The 20,907-nt window shown below is 36.5% G+C and carries 23 protein-coding genes; 3 read left to right on the forward strand and 20 right to left on the reverse strand.

The genetic code is table 11. The features are described from left to right. Positions 1-30 precede the first annotated feature (30 nt). The 15 genes from licT to JW886_RS06660 form a co-directional block, all read right to left on the reverse strand. Complete coding sequence (gene licT / locus JW886_RS06590; protein ID WP_205871620.1) at positions 31-870, reverse strand: BglG family transcription antiterminator LicT; 840 nt, start codon at positions 868-870, stop codon at positions 31-33. Between the two features lie 181 nt (positions 871-1,051). Beyond that, complete coding sequence (gene trpA / locus JW886_RS06595) at positions 1,052-1,807, reverse strand: tryptophan synthase subunit alpha (RefSeq protein WP_205871621.1); 756 nt, start codon at positions 1,805-1,807, stop codon at positions 1,052-1,054. Next, on the reverse strand, positions 1,804-3,012 hold the full coding sequence (gene trpB, locus JW886_RS06600) for a tryptophan synthase subunit beta (protein ID WP_205871622.1): 1,209 nt from the start codon (positions 3,010-3,012) through the stop codon (positions 1,804-1,806). Before trpB ends, trpA begins: the two co-directional genes overlap by 4 nt. Positions 3,013-3,034: 22 nt before the next feature. Next, positions 3,035-3,604: a GNAT family N-acetyltransferase gene (locus tag JW886_RS06605; RefSeq protein WP_205871623.1), complete on the reverse strand. Its 570-nt coding sequence runs from the start codon at positions 3,602-3,604 to the stop codon at positions 3,035-3,037. Beyond that, entirely contained in the window at positions 3,597-4,652 is a 1,056-nt protein-coding gene (locus JW886_RS06610) for a phosphoribosylanthranilate isomerase (RefSeq protein ID WP_205871624.1), read from the reverse strand. The genes JW886_RS06605 and JW886_RS06610 overlap by 8 nt, the downstream gene beginning before the upstream one ends. Continuing rightward, complete coding sequence (trpC, locus tag JW886_RS06615; RefSeq protein ID WP_205871625.1) at positions 4,642-5,436, reverse strand: indole-3-glycerol phosphate synthase TrpC; 795 nt, start codon at positions 5,434-5,436, stop codon at positions 4,642-4,644. Before trpC ends, JW886_RS06610 begins: the two co-directional genes overlap by 11 nt. Positions 5,437-5,481: 45 nt before the next feature. Beyond that, positions 5,482-6,489 (reverse strand): anthranilate phosphoribosyltransferase, encoded by a 1,008-nt coding sequence (gene trpD, locus JW886_RS06620; protein ID WP_205871626.1) that lies wholly within the window; start codon positions 6,487-6,489, stop codon positions 5,482-5,484. After that, positions 6,479-7,075, reverse strand: coding sequence for an aminodeoxychorismate/anthranilate synthase component II (locus tag JW886_RS06625; protein WP_205871627.1), 597 nt, complete (start codon positions 7,073-7,075; stop codon positions 6,479-6,481). The genes trpD and JW886_RS06625 overlap by 11 nt, the downstream gene beginning before the upstream one ends. Before the next feature lie 45 nt (positions 7,076-7,120). Next, positions 7,121-8,491, reverse strand: a complete 1,371-nt coding sequence (trpE, locus tag JW886_RS06630) for an anthranilate synthase component I (RefSeq protein ID WP_205871628.1) — start codon at positions 8,489-8,491, stop codon at positions 7,121-7,123. A gap of 455 nt (positions 8,492-8,946) precedes the next feature. Beyond that, a complete protein-coding gene (locus tag JW886_RS06635; RefSeq protein WP_075525530.1) occupies positions 8,947-9,306 on the reverse strand; it encodes a DUF1304 domain-containing protein in 360 nt (119 codons plus the stop codon). A 14-nt stretch (positions 9,307-9,320) separates the two neighbouring features. Further along, a complete protein-coding gene (locus JW886_RS06640) occupies positions 9,321-9,959 on the reverse strand; it encodes a nitroreductase family protein (RefSeq protein WP_042230747.1) in 639 nt (212 codons plus the stop codon). Positions 9,960-9,970: 11 nt separating this feature from the next. Continuing rightward, positions 9,971-10,378, reverse strand: coding sequence for a MarR family winged helix-turn-helix transcriptional regulator (locus JW886_RS06645; RefSeq protein ID WP_205272257.1), 408 nt, complete (start codon positions 10,376-10,378; stop codon positions 9,971-9,973). 113 nt (positions 10,379-10,491) lie between these two features. Continuing rightward, on the reverse strand, positions 10,492-11,235 hold the full coding sequence (locus tag JW886_RS06650; protein WP_205871629.1) for a methyltransferase domain-containing protein: 744 nt from the start codon (positions 11,233-11,235) through the stop codon (positions 10,492-10,494). Positions 11,236-11,311: 76 nt separating this feature from the next. Beyond that, complete coding sequence (locus tag JW886_RS06655; protein ID WP_075525526.1) at positions 11,312-11,992, reverse strand: VIT1/CCC1 transporter family protein; 681 nt, start codon at positions 11,990-11,992, stop codon at positions 11,312-11,314. Further along, positions 11,992-12,627, reverse strand: a complete 636-nt coding sequence (locus JW886_RS06660; protein WP_205871630.1) for a VIT1/CCC1 transporter family protein — start codon at positions 12,625-12,627, stop codon at positions 11,992-11,994. The genes JW886_RS06655 and JW886_RS06660 overlap by 1 nt, the downstream gene beginning before the upstream one ends. A gap of 185 nt (positions 12,628-12,812) precedes the next feature. On the opposite strand from JW886_RS06660, the gene JW886_RS06665 reads away from it, so the two are divergent. The 3 genes from JW886_RS06665 to JW886_RS06675 all read left to right on the forward strand — a co-directional run bounded on the left by JW886_RS06665 (position 12,813) and on the right by JW886_RS06675 (position 15,478). Beyond that, complete coding sequence (locus JW886_RS06665; RefSeq protein ID WP_205871631.1) at positions 12,813-13,199, forward strand: Fur family transcriptional regulator; 387 nt, start codon at positions 12,813-12,815, stop codon at positions 13,197-13,199. Between the two features lie 159 nt (positions 13,200-13,358). Then, the gene (locus JW886_RS06670) at positions 13,359-14,246 is read left to right on the forward strand and encodes a DMT family transporter (RefSeq protein WP_205871632.1); all 888 of its coding nucleotides are present in this window, start codon (positions 13,359-13,361) and stop codon (positions 14,244-14,246) included. Positions 14,247-14,377: 131 nt separating this feature from the next. After that, positions 14,378-15,478: an SLC13 family permease gene (locus JW886_RS06675; protein ID WP_205871633.1), complete on the forward strand. Its 1,101-nt coding sequence runs from the start codon at positions 14,378-14,380 to the stop codon at positions 15,476-15,478. A 71-nt stretch (positions 15,479-15,549) separates the two neighbouring features. Here JW886_RS06675 and JW886_RS06680 read toward each other — a convergent pair whose 3' ends face one another. From JW886_RS06680 to scrK, 5 genes are all read right to left on the reverse strand, one after another. Further along, the gene (locus JW886_RS06680) at positions 15,550-16,506 is read right to left on the reverse strand and encodes a metal ABC transporter substrate-binding lipoprotein (protein WP_420844219.1); all 957 of its coding nucleotides are present in this window, start codon (positions 16,504-16,506) and stop codon (positions 15,550-15,552) included. Further along, positions 16,490-17,344, reverse strand: a complete 855-nt coding sequence (locus JW886_RS06685; RefSeq protein ID WP_205871635.1) for a metal ABC transporter permease — start codon at positions 17,342-17,344, stop codon at positions 16,490-16,492. The genes JW886_RS06680 and JW886_RS06685 overlap by 17 nt, the downstream gene beginning before the upstream one ends. A 1-nt stretch (position 17,345) precedes the next feature. Further along, on the reverse strand, positions 17,346-18,065 hold the full coding sequence (locus JW886_RS06690) for a metal ABC transporter ATP-binding protein (protein WP_205871636.1): 720 nt from the start codon (positions 18,063-18,065) through the stop codon (positions 17,346-17,348). Between the two features lie 194 nt (positions 18,066-18,259). After that, positions 18,260-19,801, reverse strand: coding sequence for a glutamine-hydrolyzing GMP synthase (gene guaA / locus JW886_RS06695; protein ID WP_200407239.1), 1,542 nt, complete (start codon positions 19,799-19,801; stop codon positions 18,260-18,262). A gap of 208 nt (positions 19,802-20,009) precedes the next feature. After that, a complete protein-coding gene (gene scrK / locus JW886_RS06700) occupies positions 20,010-20,885 on the reverse strand; it encodes a fructokinase ScrK (RefSeq protein ID WP_205871637.1) in 876 nt (291 codons plus the stop codon). Positions 20,886-20,907 lie beyond the last annotated feature (22 nt).

The following is a 20,907-nucleotide window of genomic DNA, read 5'->3' on the forward strand; positions in this document are numbered from 1 at the left end:
AGTTGATGATGACTAAAGTCATCTTAAAAATTAATCTTGTATTTTTTCTAAAATACGTGCTAGATGGACGGTCATATATATTTGTTCATTTTGCGAAACTTCGTATGACCTTGTCTGTTTAAGAAACTCACTGACTTTCTTTGTTCCTATGTATGCACTAGGGTATTTTCTGGTTATTAAAAGGAATAAATCTTCATCGGTGCTTTCATCACTTTTTGCATTAGAAAGTATTCTTTCAGTGAAAAATTTAAGGTGAGTAATGAATCTTTGAAAAAAAATATCTTGCTCATTAAAGTTTACTTGTAAAGTATATTTTAGAGTTGTTAAAATTTCTTCCATCAATTTTGTAAGTTCTGTCGCATATTCATGACCACTTCCCAGCGTTCCATTAACAATGTGCATGGCTAGAAAACCGGCTTCATCTTCTGGAAGGGAGATATTAAGTTTTTCTTTAACTTTTTGAAGAGTTTCAAGACAAAGTGCAAATTCTTCTGGAAAAAACCGCTTAATATCCCACAAAAGAAAATTTTTTATTGTTATATTTTCTTTTTCACGCATAATGGCTGCATTCAAATGGTCTGCAAAGGCAACCAATACGGTATCAGAAATTGTCTTATCAAATTTTGTTTTTGCTTTTGCTAAGGTTAATATCGAAAGTTCTATGATACCGCTTGGAATTTCCGACAGTAACTCTGAAAAATTCTGTTGCTCAGAAGTTACTTTCAGTGCAAAAATTTTTTCAATTTTTTTATCTTCAACAACTTCACCTGCTTTTTTTCCAAAACCTAAGCCCAAGCCCATAAGAATGGTTTCTTCATTAGCATTTTGAGCAATGACTACATTATTGTTCAGAACTTTTTTGATTTTCACATTCTTCTCCATTTGACAAAAATAGACCTTATCCCCCTATAACAATAGGTCTGATAAGGTCTAGCTTAACTTAATAATCACTATCCATTTTTTGTAACCGTTTTATTTAAATAAATTATAGCATTTCTCTAAAGCGCTGTCAAGAAAAAATTAATCGCTCGAACTACAAAAAATTTACACGTTAATTGCTTTTTTTTATAAATGTCACCACCTCTTGCTCTTTTTTTTCATGCAAGTCACGAACTATTTTCGAGCCAACGATTACTCCTGATGAAACTTTGTTAAATCGTTCAACATCTGTTAAATTTGAAATTCCAAATCCTGTCAAAACAGGAACATCCGTTAATGAAGACAATGCTTTTAAATGTTGATCAAGTTGGTTACTATAAGCATTTTCTTTCCCAGTTACTCCATTGATTGCAACGGCATAGATAAATCCTTCAGCATCGGCTACAAGTTCTTTTTGCCGAGAAAGTGGGGTGGTTAATGAAACCAGAGGGACTAAACAGATATCTTTATCATTGATAAATGGTTTGATATAGCCCTCATGCTCTTTAGGTAAATCTGGGATGATAAGGCCTTTAACGGGTGTTCCTTCAAGAGCTGCAACAAACTTTTCAATTCCCAACTGATAAATGGGATTGAAATAGGTCATAATTACCAGAGGAACTTTTGTATCAACTGTTTTTAAGGTTTCAAGAATACTTGAAAGGGATACATTTCTTGCTAAAGCACGCAAACCTGCTTGTTCGATGACAGGTCCGTCAGCAACCGGATCTGAAAATGGAACACCAATTTCAATAGCCGAACTCCCAGCTTCTTCAAGAAGTTGAATGGTTTCTTTAAGACCTTCTAAGCCTTTTTCATGGTCGCCAGCCATGATATAAGGAATAAAATTATTTTTTTTATTGCTTAAAGTCATTTGTAAAGTTTTCATTTTTTCACCTCTTTTTCTGCTTCAAGTCGTTCTTTAACTTGAACCACATCTTTATCCCCACGTCCTGAAAGACAAACAATCATTGATTTATCTGGACCTAATTCTTTAGCTAATTTGACTGCATAGGCGATAGCATGAGAACTTTCTAGTGCTGGAATAATTCCTTCAGTTCTAGATAAGATCTTGAAACCTTCAAGTGCTTCTTCATCTGTAATATCAACATATTTTGCTCGTCCAACAGCATTGAAATAAGAGTGTTCTGGGCCGATTCCTGGATAGTCTAAACCAGCTGAAATACTAAAGGCTTCTAAGATTTGACCATTTTCATCTTGAAGGACATCCATGAGTGTTCCGTGAAGAACGCCGGGGCGCCCTTTAGTAATTGTTGCCGCATGATGTGGTGTATCAATCCCAAGACCAGCAGCCTCAACACCATACATGTCAACTGATTCATCATTAACGAAGGGATAAAAAAGTCCCATCGAATTTGAACCTCCACCAACACAAGCTACTAAAGCATCTGGAAGTTTATTTTCTTTTTCTAAAAATTGGGCACGCGCTTCTTGTCCAATAACAGCTTGATAATCACGCACAATTTGTGGAAATGGATGTGGTCCAAGAACTGAGCCCATTACATAATGCGTGTCTTCAACTTGAGCAACCCATGCTCTAAGTGCTGCATTAACCGCATCTTTAAGTACGCGTGAACCATCAGTTACTGAATGAACTTTTGCCCCGAGTAATTCCATGCGAAAGACATTGAGAGCTTGTCTTTTAACGTCTTCTTCACCCATATAAATCGTACATTCCATGCCAAAGAGGGCAGCGGCGGTTGCGGTTGCGACACCGTGTTGGCCTGCACCTGTTTCCGCAATGACTTTATTTTTCCCCATTTTTTTGGCAAGGAGGACTTGTCCGAGGGCATTGTTGATTTTGTGTGCTCCTGTATGGTTGAGGTCTTCTCTTTTAAGATAGATTTTTGCTCCGCCCGCATGTTCTGTTAGGCGTTTTGCATAATAGAGTGGGTTTTCTCGTCCAACATAGTCTTTAAGTAATTCTTTAAGTTCTGCTTGAAAAATGGGGTCTTTTTTACTATCTTCGTAGGCTTCTTCTAATTGTTTTACTGCTGTCATTAGTGTCTCAGGTACGAATTGCCCCCCAAATTGGCCGTAAAATCCTTTGTTGTTAGGTTGGTTGTAGGTCATATTGTTGCTCCTTTTGATTTTTTTATTTAATTTTTAGTTCTTCTCTTAAAATTCCATATTTTATTGAATCATACCAAGTTTCTTGCCAATACCTAACTTTTCTGATTTGCCCTTCAAGTTTCAAACCACTTTTTTCTCCCAGTCTCATCATTCCTTGATTTCCTGACCAAGTTGTAAATCCTATGTGTTGAATCTTCGGATAAGTTTCAAAAAGGTGCTTCAACCAAAAAGATAAGGCATCCTGTCCAATTCCACGTCCCCACAATTTACTATCATAAACCACTATACCAAACTCAAGCCATTTTTGTAATTTACCGTCTTCCCAATAAGCTGACAGCATTCCAATGATTCGATTTTGAAAGATAATAAGTGCAACATTTGGTTGATTTATTTTAAGAGGTATTTTTCTTGAAAATTCTTCCCAACTTAAAATTGGCTCCTCAAAATAGGGAGCGTTGAAAGACATCCAATGTAAATCGGATTTAGGTCCATAACTAATTTGCCAAAGCTCTAATATATCTTCTTTTTGAATTGACTTAATAATGAGATCGTTTCGAATCTCTACACCCTCTCCAATAAGATTATCATTCATTGTCATTCCTCTTTTGTTCGTTTATTAACTTATCTAAAATAAAGGAATCTTTTTGCTTCCCTCCTCGCCACTCATCTCGTTTTGCTGCCTGATAGATTTTAAGGGATTGTTCAACATTTGGAAGATAATATTTTTCGCCATTTTCCATTCTTTCTTGTTGGATGGCCAAATAGTCAACTCCAGCATAGTTTTTAAGGGTCTCCACACTTGCAAAGCCAACATGAATGCTAGCTTTTTCAAATTTATGCTCATGTAAGTCAATAAGCTGATAACCTAATTCTTCCATTAAACTTGTTAATTGCTCAAAATTTTCAAAATCAGGCTTTTTGAGTTGAATATCAATGTCATCAGGATTTGTTGGAAAATTGATTATTTGCTCAACTGCTAAACTTCCCATTAAATAAGGGATAATCTTATTTTCATTTAGCTTTTTTGTGATTCTTAAAAATTCTGTAAAAAATTGCTTTGATGAGGCAAGGCTTGCATTTTGAACAAAGTTTTTTATTTTTGTAAGGTTTTTAATTCCTTCAGTTTCTACTCCAGAAGAAACATCCACACCGTAGGCATTTGGAAAATATTGAATAGCAGCTGCTACATTTTCTGGATTAAGTCCACCAGCGATGAAAAATTTATTTTTCAGACCGCTGGTCACCAAAGAGTCCCAATCAAATGCTTGACCACTTCCAGCTTGTGGACTATCAAATAATAAAATTACATCTTCGTATTCTTTAAATTCTTGGTCTGGTCTTATTGCTTTAATAACCGAAACATCTAGTTGATTAATGTAATTCATATCTTCATTTCCGTGAAGCTGAACCAGATCAAGTTGAGCAACTTGAATAGCTTTTTTTACAAAATTAATAGGTTCATCAACAAAAACTCCTACTTTTTTGACTGTTTTTGGGACATCGTTTGTGATTTGAAGAATTTTTTCTGGTGCAACTTGGCGTTTTGAGGGACTAAGAATAAAACCGAGATGTGTGACACCAGATTCTACGGCTGTATCAACAGCTTCTTTTGTAGATAAGCCACAGATTTTAATTTTCATTCGTTTTCCTCTTGACTTTTAAATCTTTCAAAGATTTTTCTAGATTTTCTGATTGCATGAGTGCTGTTCCAACCAATATTCCATTGAAAGCATCGGAAACTTTTTGGGCTTCGTTTGCGCTAAAAATGCCTGATTCGGAAATGTAGATATTGTCTTCTTTAAAGTAGGGAGTCAAATCTACTGAATTTTGCAAGCTCACTTCAAAGGTTTTTAAATTACGATTATTAACTCCAATAATTTTAGCCCCAAGCTGATGAGCAATCTCAAGTTCTGCTTTATTATGTGTTTCAACAAGAACTTCAAGTCCTAGTGAAAGTGCGTAGTTGTAGAGGTTTTGGAGTTTGGGGTATTGATTTTCAAAAACTGCGACAATGAGTAAAATAACTGTTGCTCCCGCATTTACTGCCCGATTGATTTGTTTTTTATCGATGATAAAATCCTTGTTCAAGGTGGGGATTTGGACATTTTCTGAAATTTCACAGAGATATTCAATATTTCCTTTAAAAAATACAGGGTCAGTTAAGACGGAAATCATAGCGGCACCGGCTTGTTCGTAATTTTTGGCTTGGTCAACGATATCCACTTCTAAATTAATATCACCTAGACTGGGCGAAGCTTTTTTGACTTCGGCAATCACTTGAAGCTGGTCGGAAAGTTCTTTTAAGTAATCATAAAAATTGTATGTTTGACGAACTTTTCCTACTTGTTCTTCTGGCATTTTAGCAATTTCAAGTCGTTTTTCTGCTAGGATTGTTTCTAGAAATTTTCCTTTTTTTATGTTCATATTTTTCTCTATTTTCTGCTATTTCAAAATTTGACATCAAGTTTTTCAACCAATCTGTTCTGCTTGTAATTCATGCAACTTGGTAAGAGCTGCTCCTGTACTAATTACTTCTCTTGCAAGGTCAACTCCGGATTTGATGGAATCAACTTTTCCATTGGCATAAAATCCAAGTCCGGCATTTAAAACGGTCGTTTCTAAAAAGGCTGACGGCTGATTTTCAAGCACCTTTTTTAAAATTTCAGCATTTTCTGGGGCTTCACCTCCACGAATATCATTGAGTTGAACTTCTGAGATACCAACGTCTGAGGCTTTAAATTCATGCAAACTCACTTTGTCATTTTCTAAAAGGGCGTAATGATTAAGTCCAAAGGGTGTTGCTTCGTCCATGCCACCTTCACCTGTGATGACTAATGCTCGCTTACGACCCAAACCTTTCAAAACATTTGCTGTTAATTCAAGCAAATCTGGACGTGAGGTCCCAAGAAGTTGTGTATCAAGCGGAATTGGATTGATGAGTGGACCAGTCAAATTCATAATTGTTGGAATTTCGAGTTGTCTGCGCACTGGCGTGAAGTATTTCATCGCTGGGTGGAGATTTTGAGCAAAGAGGAAAACTAAACCAACTTTGTCAAAAACTTGAGCTAACTTTTCTGCTGGTAAATAAAGATTGACTCCTAAGGCCTCAAGAACATCTGCCGAACCAGATTTACTGGTAATGGAGCGATTACCGTGTTTTGCCATATTGACGCCGCCAGCTGCTAAAACGAAAGCGGCTGTGGTTGAAATATTAAAACTGAATGAGCGGTCGCCTCCTGTTCCACAATTGTCCATCGCATTTGTCAAATTTGTTGGAATAGAAATCGCTGCTTTTTGTAAAGCTCGAGCCAAACCAGTCAATTCGCTTGCTGCTTCGCCTTTCATTTTTAATGCTACTAAAAAGCTAGCAATTTGGACCTCACTTAATTCACCTTGGATAATTGAATTCGCAAGCATATTCATTTCATTTTCGGTCATGTCACGCCCTGACATCACTTTTTCAAGTTCATTTTTCATTTGATGACTCCTTGTTTTCATTTACTTGGTTGACAAAGTTTTCAATCATAGTCATGCCATCCAATGTGCCAATGGATTCGGGGTGAAATTGTAATCCATAAATCTGTTCTTTTTCATTTTCAATAGCCATAATTTCACCATCATCTGTCGCGACTGCTGTGATTGCAAAATCTGGTAAAGCGACTGCCTCGTCCATGACGATTGAATGATAGCGCATGACTATAAATTTTGAAGAAAGTTTATTGAAGAGTAAATTTCCTGAGGTTTGCCTAACTTGTGAATTCTTGCCATGCATGACGTGATGGGCTAAGCGAAGTTTGCCACCAAAAACTTCAACGATGGCTTGAAAACCTAGACAAATTCCTAAAATTGGTTTTTGTCCTGCAAATTGCTGAATAAGTGTTTCCATTTTTCCAGCATCCGCAGGCCAACCAGGACCTGGTGAGAATATTAAGGCGTCTGCTTTTTCTGCCCTATTTTCCAAAGAATCATCGTCATTTTTCACAACTGCTACATCAGTCAAAGCACCCACATACTGCACTAAGTTGTAAGTGAAACTATCGTAATTATCTATTATTAAAATCAATTTTGTCTCCTTATTTTTACTGACAGGATGGTCAGTAGAGTTCATTTACTGACCAATTTCTAGCAAACCTTTTGCTTTATTCAAAGTTTCTTGATATTCATGTTCGGGTACTGAATCGTAAACAATTCCGGCTCCTGCTTGAACATGTGCTTTCTTGTCTTTCATGACCATTGTCCGAATGGCAATTGCAAAATCGCAATTGCCATTTTTCGTTAGATAACCAATAGCTCCACCATAAATTCCTCGTTTTTGCGTTTCAAATTCATAAATTCTTTGGTAGGCGCGATGCTTCGGTGCTCCTGATAGCGTCCCTGCTGGCAATGTGGCGCGTAAGGCATCCATAGCTGTAAATTCAGGACGAAGCTCGCCAGTCACTTCACTTGTAATATGCATGACGTAGCGATATTTCTCAACTTTCATGAAAACAGGAACTTCGATTGAACCATATTTGGAGATTTTACCAATGTCATTTCGTCCTAAATCAACAAGCATTTTGTGTTCAGCGACTTCTTTGGGATCACTTTCTAAATCTTCAATAAGAGCTTGGTCTTCAAATTCATTTTGCCCCCGTTTTCTTGTTCCGGCAATTGGATTGGTTGAAACTTGATTGCCATGAACAGCAACCAAACGCTCTGGTGAGCTGCCAATGACATGAAAATTATCGAATTCCATAAAGTACATATACGATGACGGATTTTCAACCCGAAGCTTTCTGTAATAATTAAAGGGGTTGTCAGTAAAATCGGCTGTTAAACGTTGTGATAAAACAACTTGGAACATGTCACCATTTCTGATCAGTTCTTTTGCTTTAATAACCTTTTCTTCAAAAAGTTCTTGTGACATGTTGCTGACGAAATTCAGTTTACTTAATTCTGTCAGTTCATTTTCTGCTTCTGTCAGTAAAGATAATGACTCAATATTTGCTGACAAAGCTGTCAGTAAATCATTTTCCGTACGTTGACTGTAAGTATTGTCTTCCACAAGAATCAATTTTTCTCGTTTGTGGTCAAAGATTAAGGCTGATTCGTATAACATAAAATACATGTCTGGTGTTCCAATTGAATCTGGCAGTTTTGGTTGAATGCCTTCAAAAATACCATAGGTATCAAATCCAACATATCCAATCGCACCACTTGTAAAAGGCAAGTCTAAATTTTCGTCAGTACTTTCTGGCTGACAAACTAATTTTTCCAGAAATTCCATTGGATTTTCATCGCTGATGATTTCGTCATTAACACTTAAAATCCCGTCAGTAAATTTGATGTGCTTCACTGGATTCAACGCAATAATTGAAAAACGGGATTGATCGTTTTCTCTGGGAATGGATTCTAAAATAACTTTATTTTTTCCTTTCAGGCGAAGATAAACCGAAATCGGGGTCATGGTGTCTGCTGAAATCTCTTTAATTTTTCTCATATGTTCTCTCTATCTATAAGTCTGAGAAAGTTTTCTCATTGATCATTAGTATTTAAAATTTAAGCTTTGCCATCGTTGGTTCATTTTAGTAATCCTTTCAATAAAATACAAAAAAGCCCGTAGAGTATCAACTACTCTACGGGCGTATGTCACGCGGTGCCACCGTAATTTAAGAGGTTAAGAGTACCATAAAAATACTCGAAAAATCCTCTTCTTTTCCTCGTCTAACAACAAGTCGCTTGGTATCGGGAGCATCCGTGATTTTTATTGTTTCAAATCAAATTGCGAAAAACAAATCGTTCTCGACTTTCAAATCAGCCCATTCGCTCTGATGAATTTGTCTGCTCGCACAACCGCAAACTTCCTGAAAAAATTCTGATATAGAGTTACTTTTCTGATATTGAAAATAATTGTAAATCTTTTTATGATCCTTGTCAAGGATTTAAAAAGATTTTTTAGAAAAAGGAAGAAATTAGAGCTAAAATAGCTAAACCACCTTGGGTGAGAATAATTTTTTTATTACTTGTCAAAGAGCCATACAAAGCCACTAAAATAATAAAAACGAGCAGTAATCTAACTATTTCAAGTGATGCAGACGAGAAAAAGATTGCATAAATTAATCCTATGCCAACTAAACCATTATAAATGCCTTGATTTTTAAAAAGCGTTTGAACTGAAGAACGGTCCAGTTCCTCTTTTTTCATATTGAACACACGACTGGTTGTTTTTGAGCTGGTAGCAAAGGTTTCTAAATACATAATGTAGAAAAATTCCAAAGCAACCAAAAGCGCCAGAATAATTGTCAAAATGGTCAAATTACTTCTCCTTTTTATTTAAAAGTAGTGATTTTATCAGCATTCATGCGGACAGATTCATAACCTTCTTCAACGGCTTTACCAATGGATAAAATCATAACGGGGACATAACGTTCTTTGTCTAAATCAAAAGCTTCTGCTAATTGGTCTTTTTCAAAACCACCAATTGGATTTGTTTCATAACCGTGAGCTCTTGCCACCAACATCAATTGCATAGCGGCCAAACTTGAGTCAATTTTGACAACATCATTCATTTCTTGTTTAGAGAAGCTCTTGTAATGAGGAATAATCGCTTCAATTTGTTGATCTCTAACTTCCTGAGGCATTTTTCCTTCAGCAACTGCTTGGTCATAGATTTCTTCACCAAATTCATAATTCTTCAAATCTCCAAAAATCAAAATCATCGCTGATGAGGTATCATTTTGACGTGTATTAAAGCGAATTAAAGGTTTCAATTTTGCTTTTGATTCTTCACTTTCCACAATAACAAAACGCCAAGGTTGCATATTTACTGAAGAAGGTGCAGCTGTAGCTTCTTGAATCATTTCAAGCATTTCTTCATGAGAAATTTTGTAGTTTTCATCGTAAAGTCGTACTGATTTTCTTCCAAAAGTAATATCTGAGAAATCGTTATTTTTAAAGTTCTTATTCATCTTTTCTTCTTTCATTTCGTTAATTTATTTAATAAAGTAAGGAGTTGTTCTTCTTCTTTATCGCTCAGCCCAATGTTTAAAGTATTTTGTGCTGTATCATGGTCGCGCTCGCAGCGCGCCATTGCCTCTTTTGCTTGTTCGGTTACCTTCACAAAAATCTCACGATTATTATCCTTATTACGCTCACGCGTGACATAACCTTTTTCCTCAAGCAATTTCAAATGACGTGTAACTGCGGCACTATCAATTTTCAATACTGCTTGGAGTTGTGTCTGGGAACATTTCCCTTTACACAATAAAATGCGCATCAGTTCATATCTAGTCAAGCTGAAGCCCGTTGTTTTTTCAAACACTGTTGTCATTTCTTGATTAGCAATCTTTAATTGATATAAAAGTTGACTAATTTTAGTAAGTTCCATTTTCTCCTCCTTTCATAGTTGATACATCAATAGTTGATTAATCAATTATAATATTAAACTAAAAAAAATACAAATAAAAGCGTTCAAGCAATAAAAAAAAGCACTAGGTTTAGCTAGTGTTTCTCCCAATAAATCAATTCAAATAATACTAATCGTTGCATTTCATAATCTTCTTTTTCACCAAAAAATAGCGAAAGCAAGCGATTCAAATCTTCACTCGAAAGTTCATCTGAAAAATAATCTGAAAATAATTTCGCACTTACCTTTTCTGAGAGTAAAAATCTGAAGGTTTTACTTTTAAAAGTCCAACCCAATTGCTTGAGCCATTCTTTATAATTAGCCGTCAGAGTTCCACTTGCTTGTTCTTGTGAGGAGAAATAAAGTTGTTCCACTTGACTAAAAAGATTATCCTCATCAAATGTCATCCGCAAAATTCCAACGTATTTTTTACTAATACGATTCATTTCAAGCAACAACTCTTTATCATCTAATGCGGGATTCATCGCTGTGAAAACCAAATCATAAGTATTCTCACTGGTTTGTTCCAAAAATTGCCTTTGCTCCTGATGAATAAGCGTCATTTTTTCTGAATAACATTTTTTATTCCGAGCAAATTTTAACATTTGCTGAGACAGATCGACCAGATGATAGTCTTTTGTCAAAGAGGAGAGTGCGGGAATATATTTACCAGTCCCCCCAGCCAAATCCAACAGATTATCACAAGGCAGGAGTCCTTCTTGAGCCAGAAATTTCTTCACATGCTCTGGAATGTCTACTAAGCTCTCTTCCTGAATAGCATCATAATCTGTAGAAAAATCATCCCAAAATGCTTCAATCATTTCCATTGCTTCATTCATTCAATCTGTCACCTCCTTTTAGCTACATCACATACTTATTATTATACCAAAAGACCTTGGTTGAAGCTGAAAAAGCTTACCCAAAAATACGCCCAATAAAATAATGGAAGAAAATTGTGATTAAACCAATTATGATATTTCTAATAATCGCCTTAATAAGTAGTCCATCTGACAGCTTTGCACTAATCATTCCCGTAAGAGCCATCGCAAGCACTGTTGCAAGTATTGTCGCTGGGAATTGCCATATTCCTTTTACCAAAAGGAGCGTCGCAAAAGGGAAGAGTCCTCCAATTGTAAAAGAAAAAAGAGAGGACCAAGCAGCTTGCCATGGATTCATATAATGTCCTAAGGTAATATCATATTTTACAGCCAGCACGGTCTCAAGGGGCCTAAGTTCGAGTAATTCATTGGCAATTTTACTAGAAGTTTCTGGACTGATTCCTTTTTCAATATAAAAATCTTTAACCACTTCTTTTTCTTTATTGAAATTTTTTTTGAGCAATCTTTTTTCCTGTGCCACGACGACCTTTTCACTATCGGATTGAGCACTCACACTAGCATATTCCCCGGAAGCCATAGAAAAAGCACCAGAGATGAGATTAGCCAAACAAGCAATTAAGAGCGCAAAATGACTTCCCGAGGCAGCAGACACTGAGAAAAGAACGCCTACAACTGTTAAGATGCCATCGTTAGAACCTAAAACACCAGCACGTACACTATTTAATTTTTCATCTATCGTCATCCCTTGCTTTTTCATTATAGCCCTCCTTGTTTAAATAGTATGCCTACTGCATAAGTCACAAGCATTGTTAATACCCCCGCAACAATATTTCTCAATGTCGCATGTTTTTTATCAGCACCGTTTAAATAAGCTGCAGCATAGCCAGTAAACCCTAGGGCTATAAGTACTGCACAAAAAGTTGCCATTGTACTTAGCTCTCTTGGAAGTAGGGCAATCGCTAACATTGGAAGTAATGCACCGGTAGGAAAAGAAAGCATTGAGGCAATCGCAGCACTTTTTGCACTCAGTTCTTGTCCAATTGTGAAACCATGGCGCTCGCGCACAGTCGTACTTAAGGCATCTTTTTTCATCATCTCATCCGTTGCTCGATACGCTAAAGTAGCCGATATCCCTGAGGCACAATATTTATGGTACACAAAATCAAATTCCTGTTGATAGCTCGTTGCCAGAGCAAGCTTTTGTTCGTGTATTATTTTTTCCTGAGCATCACGTTGAGAACTTACAGAAACGTATTCGCCCATCGCCATACTAACAGTCCCAGCCAAAGTCCCAGCAAAACCTGCTAACAATATGGTGCCTATATGTGAGGTGGCTCCAGAAACTCCTATAACTATCCCAGCAATAGAAATTATTCCATCATTTGCTCCCATGATTGCAGCTCTTATAATATTATTTTTTTGTATCAAGCTTCTTTTCTTCTTTTTCAAACTCTACCCTGCCTTTAGAATCATTCTAAGTTATATTTTAGAATGATTCTAAAGAAAAGTCAAGTCATTGAAATGCGTTGGGTGAGATGTTATAATAAAATCAGTATAGAAAGAGAGGTGAGTGGACTTTGGAGCAAGATTTAAAAGCATTATTACAAGAACATGGCCTGAAGGCAACCTCTCAACGACTTATAGTCTTAGACTATTTGATATCACATCAAACTCACCCTACAGCTGAACAAATCCACGAAGATCTAGATAATATCAGTTTAGCGACAGTCTACAATACACTAGAAAAACTGATAGAGAGTGAGCTAGTCATCGCCATTAACGACGGCTCTAAGCGAAGATACGACTACTACGGAGATCCTCATTATCATGTCGTTAACAAAACGACAGGTGAAATCATTAATGTCGATAATTTTGATTTCCGGCCACTGATAGAAGCTGCTCAACAAGCCACTGGACTAACAATTACAGGCTATAAAGTTGAAATTTATGGGATAGAAGATTGATTTCCACTTCCCCAGAAATAACTCTCAAAATACTAATTCGAATAATTAGTATTTTTTTATGCACTTTCCAGTGAATATTTTACTCTCACCTGTATTTTTTATATAATATTTAATAAGGAGTAGGGATGAGATACAAGAAGAATAATTTGGGGAGATTTTATGTATAAATTTAAGGGAGTAGCCTATGCTTCGTTGGGTGCTGCTTTTTTTGGTATAAGCAGCATCCTTGCAGGTATTCTGTTCAAACGGTGTGCTATCCAACCAGGATGGCTAGTTACAATTCGCATGCTTTTTTCTGGTCTAATCTTACTCTGCGGTTTAGGAGTTACTAAAAACAATATTTTCAGTGTTTGGTATTCTTTTAAATCCAGTTTAAGAATTATCGCTTTTGGCATTTTGGGTGTGCTATTTGCTCAAACCTCTTTTTTATTATCTGTATTTTATGGAAATGCCGCGATTGCTACTATTCTCCAATCCTTAGGTCCTTCGATCATCATTGTAATTTTAGCTATCAAGAGTAAAACCCTCCCAAGACGACTCGATATTATTGCGATTTTCCTTTCTTTAATAGGGGTCTTCCTTTTAGTAACCAACGGTAATTTAGGTAAACTTAGTTTTTCAGCTTCCGCACTTATTTGGGGACTTTTATCAGCACTCGGGGTCTGTGCCTATACGCTAATCCCTTGTCCCCTCCTCAGAGATCATTCTGCCTTAAACGTTGTCGCGTGGGCCTTATTGATCGGAGGAATTATTTCTAATTTCTTTCATCCCTTAACTGTTATGCCAACAAACATTGATCAAATTGATCTGTTATTAATTCTTTTAATTGTTATTATCGGTACACTTTTAGCCTATTCTCTCTATATTAACAGTTTAAAATATACTGAACCCCACGTCGTAGGGATGCTCGGAATGCTTGAACCAGTAACCGCGATTTTAATTTCTACTTTGTTGCTCAATGTCTCATTTTTGGGATTACAACGCCTGGGAATATTAATTGTCTTTTTGGCATTATTTCTCATTAATTTGCCAACAAACCATAAATAAAAGTCAAAGCAACCGGAAGTTGTGCTTTGACTTTTTAATTAATCACTTTTCTAAATTTCACGAAGACAATAGAATACAAAAACACCTCTTTATGATAAAATAAGCTAAATAAAATTAAAGGTGGAGGCAGAATGGCTCAGATTATCAAGCGAATTTTTACAGATAAAACTTTTTTATTTACTGCGATTTTAGCTTTACTTTCATTGAGCTTTGGGACAGTTAAAACTTCTGACATTGATGTAAAAACTTTAATGGCTTTACTGAGTTTAATTATTCTTATTTCAATCTTTGAAGTTCTAGGAATTTTAAAATTTTTTGCTGGATTTATCATTGAAAAGTGCAAAAATTTGAGACAAATTGTTTTAGTTGTTCTTTTGCTCTCCTTCTTTGGCTCAATGTTTTTTACAAATGATGTTGCAATTTTAACACTAATTCCAATCATTTTTAATATCAACCGTAAAGTCAAGCTCCCGATAATTTCCTTGATTAGCTTGACCACGATTTATGCAAATTTAGGCAGCGCCATTACCCCTTTTGGTAACCCCCAAAATTTGTATTTAGTTTCTTTTTATCATTTAAAATTGTTTGATTTCTTTATGCATTCCTTGCCCATAGGTTTTATCAGTCTGTTAACTTTATTCTTTAGTTCGTTTTTCTATTCAAAAGTACTGATAAGCCAGCTAAGTCAAGAGCGTTTCACCATAAAAAAAAGAGAGTTTTATTTACTTGGTCTAACTACTTTTGTCGTTCTTTTAGGCCTCCTAAATTTTCTCCCTATTTGGTGTTCCCTTCTTGCCAGTCTTGGCTGTGCATTTTTTATAAATAAGCACATATACAAAGAGGTCGACTATGGTATTATCCTTACTTTTCTTAATTTTTTTATAATTGTTGGTGCGCTAAGTAGAATACCTATTATCCATAATTTTATTACTGACCTTATGCAGGGTGAAACCTCCATCTTCTTTACCTCTATAGGAGCTAGTCAACTCATCAGCAATGTTCCAGCTGCAGTTTTACTATCAAAGTTTACTGGTCACTTCACTCCTATTTATTTAGGGGTAACCATCGGGGGGCTTGGAACACTTGTGGCTTCGCTTGCTAATTTGTTAGCTTTTCGACAATATCAGTTGTATGCTAGAGCCTCCTCTCCAATAAAATTTTTACTCTACTTTACCTTTCTAAATATTTTATTCCTGACTATTTTTATTCTCGTCGGATTAGGGTTATTATAAAAAGCTTGTCTTCTCAATTCTCATCATTGAAGAAAAAAGAAAAAAATACCTCGCTTATTCGGTGGTATTTTTTAATCATTTTGCTGAGTCAATCCTTCATAGATTTTATCAATATTCCACTCCATCATTCGATAGTAGCTATCTCCATTCTGCCCTTTTTGAGCGATTGAATCTGTGAAAATCGTAGAATAGATAGGGATTGAAGTCTCTTTAGAGACCATCTTCATGGGACGCCGATCAACACTACTTTCTACAAAGAGTGCACGTAATGAGGTCCCTCTTAATTTTCTTATCAATTTTTTTAGTTGCTCGGGCGTTCCTTCTTCTTCCGTATTAATCTCCCAGATATAGTCTGAAGCAATATTATAGGCTTTGGAAAAATACTTGAAGCAGCCTTCACTTGTTACGATCATCCTCCTATTTTCAGGGATAGTCGAAAACTTTTTTTTCGCTTTTTTATCAAGTTGGTGGAGTTGGTCTACATAGTTTTTTAGGTTTTCTTGATAAAAAAGTTGATGTTGCGGGTCCTTTTTTGAAAGTTCTTTTTCAATATTTTGCGCATAGATAATTCCATTTTCTAAACTGAGCCAGGCGTGTGGATCTACTTTTCCTTCAGCTTTTTCGCCCTGAAGAAAAATCTTTTCGACGCCATTACTTACAGAAAAATAATCTTTATTTTCTTTCTTCTTGGCATTTTTTACTAATTTTGTAAACCAAGCATTTCCTCCTGTTTCAAGATTTAACCCGTTGTAGAAAATTAAATCTGCACGAGAGGTTTTTTGAATATCTTCAGGCAAGGGTTGATATTCATGTGGATCTTTTCCAACTGGAACGATACTATGGAGGTTAATCTTATCTTGTGCGATTGTTCGTGTCATGTCTGCTAGAATAGAGTTTGTTACAACCACCTCTAACTGTTTACTAGCTTTGTCCGGCTGATTATCTTTAGAAGCTGCGCAAGCCGCTAACAGAACGATTGGACAAAGGATCATTATTATAAGGAGAAATTTTTTACGTCTGGTTATCACTTTTTTTAATCCACTTTCTTATAAAATCTTGTTTAGGTGAGGTTAAAAAGCCACCAACAAATAGGACTGCAGAAGTTAAGACGATACTCGATCCAGCAGCAATATTAAAGGAGTATCCAATAAATAGGCCAAGAACTGATGAAATGGCTCCAAGTGTGGAAGAAAGAATCATCATCCGCTTTAAACTGTTAGTATAAAGATAAGCTGTTGCTGCAGGTGTAATGAGTAGAGCGACGATCAAGATCGTACCAACACTTTGCATAGCAGTCACTGAAACAAGTGTTAATAAAATCATCAAAAGATAATGATAAAAGCTTACATTCATGCCGATTGCTTTTGCCATGGTAGGGTCAAAAGAGGTAATTAATAACTCTTTAAAGAAAAGTAGGATAAGAGCTAATACTAATGTTGATACGCCAAGTGTTAGCCATTTATCCAAATCCTGTACAGCCAAAATATTGCCGAATAAAATATGGAATAAATCTGTTGAACTATTGGCTACACCAATCAGGATTACTCCTAAAGCTAAAAAGGAACTAAAAGTAATGCCTATCGCTGTGTCCCCTTTAATTGTGCTATTGTTTTTTATGAAAGTAATGACAACTGACGATAGCAGTCCAAAAAAGATAGCCCCAATAAAAAAGTTGATTCCTAAGAGATAAGAAAGCGCTACGCCTGGCAATACAGCATGTGATATTGCATCTCCCATTAGAGACATCCCTCTCAGAATAATAAAACAACCCACCGCACCAGATACAATACCAATCATAATTGCTGTAATTAGAGCGTTTTGTAAAAAATGAAATTCGTATAAACCATTAATAAAGTTTTGTATCATATCAGTGCGCTTCTCCGATAAAAATATTGTCTCCATAAGCTTTTTTCAAGTTCTCACTTGTAAAAACTTGAGCAACTGCCCCTGCCGAAATTAACTTCTTGTTTAGAATAATCAAGTCATCAAAATAGGTTCGAACCCTGCTTAAGTCATGGTGTACAATGAGAATTGTTTTTCCCTGTGCCTTTAAATGTTGTAAAATATCCATAATGATTGTTTCACTAACCGAATCAATCCCAACAAAAGGTTCATCTAAAAATATGTAGTCTGCTTCTTGAACTAAACATCTGGCGATGAGTACTCTTTGAAATTGACCTCCAGATAAACTACCAATCTGTCGCGCTTTAAAGTCACTCAAATTGACTTTTTCAAGCGCTTCATCAACTTTGCTCCATTCATCTTTGCCAAGTTTTTGGAAAAGTTTTAGACTGCTATATGTACCGAGGGCTACACATTCCCTAACAGTGATGGGAAAAGTAAAATCAATGTTGCTTTTCTGCTCTACGTAAGCAATATTTTTTAATAACTTTTTTACCTCCTTCTTATCTACAAACGTCTCGCCCGTATGGGGGATAATATTTAGCACTGCCTTCAACAGAGAGGATTTTCCAGCTCCGTTGGGACCGATGATGCCTGTAATCCTTCCGGACCTTATTTGCAAATTTATATGACTTAATGCCATATTATTGATGTACTGAACACTCAAGTTGTTGATATAAATCATGACTTTCCTTACTAATTTCTTTGTTTTCAATACTTGATGTAGCTTGAACTATCTTTTAATAACATCAATTATAGCATAGACTAAACTTTTTGTCTAAATATTTTACCTAAGCTATATAAAATTAAGGATTAAAAAACAACGAAACCATTGGCTTCGCTGTTTTGTTAAATATTATTATTTTTGCATGTGTTGGTCTATTGCCACTCAACAGTTGCTGGTGGTTTGCTCGTAATATCGTAGACGATACGGTTGACGTGGTCCACCTCATTAACGATGCGTTTTGAGATTTTTTGGAGAAGATCCCAAGGAAGTTGGGCAAAGTCAGCTGTCATTCCATCAATTGAAGTGATGGCACGAATAGCTAATGTATAGTCATATGTTCGTTGGTCTCCCATGACACCGACTGATTTCACATCTGTATTTACTGTGAAATATTGCCAAACATCACGTTCAAGGCCTGCAGCAGCAATTTCTTCACGAAGAATTGCATCTGATTCACGAACAGTTTCTAGTTTTTCTTCTGTTAAATCACCAAGGACACGAATGGCAAGTCCTGGTCCAGGGAAAGGTTGTCGCCAAACGATTTCATCAGGCATTCCAAGTTGTGTTCCAAGCGCACGAACTTCATCTTTAAAGAGGGTGTTCAATGGTTCAATCAATTGGAATTGCATATCTTCAGGAAGGCCACCAACGTTATGGTGTGATTTGATTGTTTGAGCTGTATCTGTTCCTGATTCAATGACGTCGGTGTAAAGTGTTCCTTGGGCAAGGAAGTCAACACCTTCTAATTTGTTTGCTTCATCATCAAAAACATAAACAAATTCGTTACCGATAATTTTACGTTTTGTTTCTGGGTCTGAAAGTCCAACAAGTTTGTCCATGAAGCGTTTTTGAGCATCTACTTTGATGATATTAAGACCGAATTTCCCGCCCAATGTTTCCATGACTTGGTCAGCTTCGCCTTTACGAAGGAAACCGTGGTCAACAAAGATTGATGTCAATTGGTCACCGATAGCACGTTGTAAAAGTACACCTACAACTGATGAATCAACACCACCTGAAAGTCCAAGAAGAACTTTTTTATCACCAACTTTTTCACGAATTGCTTTGACCTGCATATCAATGAAGTTCTCCATTGACCAGTTCCCTTTTGCTCCACAAATATTAAGCGCAAAGTTTCTAAGCATGTCAGTGCCATGGACAGAGTGACGTACTTCTGGGTGGAATTGAATACCGTACAAGTTGCGTTCTGTATTTTCAACAGCAGCAAAAGGACTGTTTGGTGAAGTTCCGACAACGTGGAAACCTTCAGGAATAGCTGTTACACGGTCACCGTGGCTCATCAAAACATCTTGAACTTCGGGAGTTCCTGCAAACAATGCTGATTTTTCAGTGAGTTGAAGTGGGGCAACACCGTATTCGCGTTCACCTGCTGCTTCTACCATACCGCCGAGCTTGTAGCTCATCAACTGCATGCCGTAGCAAATACCAAGAACTGGCAAACCAAGTTCAAAGATTTCAGGATCAATATCGAATGAACCTTCATCATAAACTGAATTTGGACCGCCTGAAAGAATAATACCGATTGGATTAATCTCACGAATTTCTTTGGCTGTCACTTTGTGACTCATGAGTTCTGAGAAAACACCGATTTCTCGGATACGACGCGCAATAAGTTGATTGTATTGTGAACCATAGTCGAGTACAATGATTTTTTCAAGTGTAGTGTCGGACAAGGGACCCTCCTCTAATAAGGTGCAAAAGTCCGAATTCCTGTTGGAAAGTTCGAACTTTTGTTCAATTATTTTATTAGATTTATTCTATCATAATTTATTGTTTTTTGCAGAGATAGTTGTGAATAAATAAAATAAATTTTAGAAAAATCATATGATAGTGATTACATTTATTTTTACTGACGAAAATGAAAAACTACTGACAGAGCTGTCAGTAATTTTTTTCATCTAATTCTTTTGCCAAAGCAAAGTTTCCAATCGTTGCCGAACCATTATTGGCGACTGACGGCGTCATAATATAATCTGTCAGTAAATAGGGCACGTGGACATAACCTGCCATTAATTTTGTGAATTCTTTGCGCACGCGCTCAATCATGTGCGTTTGAGTCATAACGCCACCACCAAAAACAATTTTCTCAGGTGCAAGTGCTAAGGTTGTATTAACGGCGATTTGCGCAATGTAGAAAGCTTGAATATCCCAAACTTTGCTGTCAGCTGGAATTTCTTCTCCACGAATTCCTAAGCGGGCTTCAAGGGAAGGACCGGCTGCCACTCCTTCTAGACAATCACCATGAAATGGACAAACGCCTGCAAAATTAAGGTCGTCTGGATGACGCTTCACATATTGATGACCCATTTCTGCATGAGAAAATCCTCCAATAAATTTCCCATCTTGTACGGCTCCTCCACCAATTCCTGTTCCGATTGTGAAATAAACCAATGATTTTCCGCCAGTCACAATCATCTCACCGTAAGCCGAGCTATTGACATCGGTAGTGAAAACCATCGGAATATCAAGTGCGGCTTTGAGTTTTCCTAATAAATCAACATTTGCCCAACCCGCTTTTGGCGTGGTTGTTATATAGCCATAAGTTGCACTTTCAGGCTTGATGTCAATAGGCCCAAAAGAACCAACTGCCAATGATTTAACAGGATTCTCCTTAAAAAATTCAATGGTTCTAGTAATTGTTTCTTCGGGACTGGTCGTTGGAATTTGATTTGTTTTTAAAATGTTAAACTGCTCATCACCAATCGCAAGTACAAATTTTGTTCCGCCTGCTTCGATTGAGCCATAATGATTTGTCATAATTTTTTCCTATAATTTGTTA

The sequence above is a fragment of the Lactococcus taiwanensis genome (genome assembly GCF_017068355.1).
In the GTDB taxonomy this organism is placed as follows: Bacteria; Bacillota; Bacilli; order Lactobacillales; family Streptococcaceae; genus Lactococcus; species Lactococcus taiwanensis.

Coding starts and splice junctions, on each gene's coding strand:
- trpA (WP_205871621.1), bottom strand. CDS start 1,807: ATGAAAACTTTACAAATGACTTTAAGCAATAAAAAAAATAATTTTATT.
- trpB (WP_205871622.1), bottom strand. CDS start 3,012: ATGACCTACAACCAACCTAACAACAAAGGATTTTACGGCCAATTTGGG.
- JW886_RS06605 (WP_205871623.1), bottom strand. CDS start 3,604: ATGAATGATAATCTTATTGGAGAGGGTGTAGAGATTCGAAACGATCTC.
- JW886_RS06610 (WP_205871624.1), bottom strand. CDS start 4,652: ATGAAAATTAAAATCTGTGGCTTATCTACAAAAGAAGCTGTTGATACA.
- trpC (WP_205871625.1), bottom strand. CDS start 5,436: ATGAACATAAAAAAAGGAAAATTTCTAGAAACAATCCTAGCAGAAAAA.
- trpD (WP_205871626.1), bottom strand. CDS start 6,489: ATGAAAAATGAACTTGAAAAAGTGATGTCAGGGCGTGACATGACCGAA.
- trpE (WP_205871628.1), bottom strand. CDS start 8,491: ATGAGAAAAATTAAAGAGATTTCAGCAGACACCATGACCCCGATTTCG.
- JW886_RS06640 (WP_042230747.1), bottom strand. CDS start 9,959: ATGAATAAGAACTTTAAAAATAACGATTTCTCAGATATTACTTTTGGA.
- JW886_RS06645 (WP_205272257.1), bottom strand. CDS start 10,378: ATGGAACTTACTAAAATTAGTCAACTTTTATATCAATTAAAGATTGCT.
- JW886_RS06650 (WP_205871629.1), bottom strand. CDS start 11,235: ATGAATGAAGCAATGGAAATGATTGAAGCATTTTGGGATGATTTTTCT.
- JW886_RS06655 (WP_075525526.1), bottom strand. CDS start 11,992: ATGAAAAAGCAAGGGATGACGATAGATGAAAAATTAAATAGTGTACGT.
- JW886_RS06660 (WP_205871630.1), bottom strand. CDS start 12,627: ATGGGAGCAAATGATGGAATAATTTCTATTGCTGGGATAGTTATAGGA.
- JW886_RS06670 (WP_205871632.1), top strand. CDS start 13,359: ATGTATAAATTTAAGGGAGTAGCCTATGCTTCGTTGGGTGCTGCTTTT.
- JW886_RS06675 (WP_205871633.1), top strand. CDS start 14,378: ATGGCTCAGATTATCAAGCGAATTTTTACAGATAAAACTTTTTTATTT.
- JW886_RS06685 (WP_205871635.1), bottom strand. CDS start 17,344: ATGATACAAAACTTTATTAATGGTTTATACGAATTTCATTTTTTACAA.
- JW886_RS06690 (WP_205871636.1), bottom strand. CDS start 18,065: ATGATTTATATCAACAACTTGAGTGTTCAGTACATCAATAATATGGCA.
- scrK (WP_205871637.1), bottom strand. CDS start 20,885: ATGACAAATCATTATGGCTCAATCGAAGCAGGCGGAACAAAATTTGTA.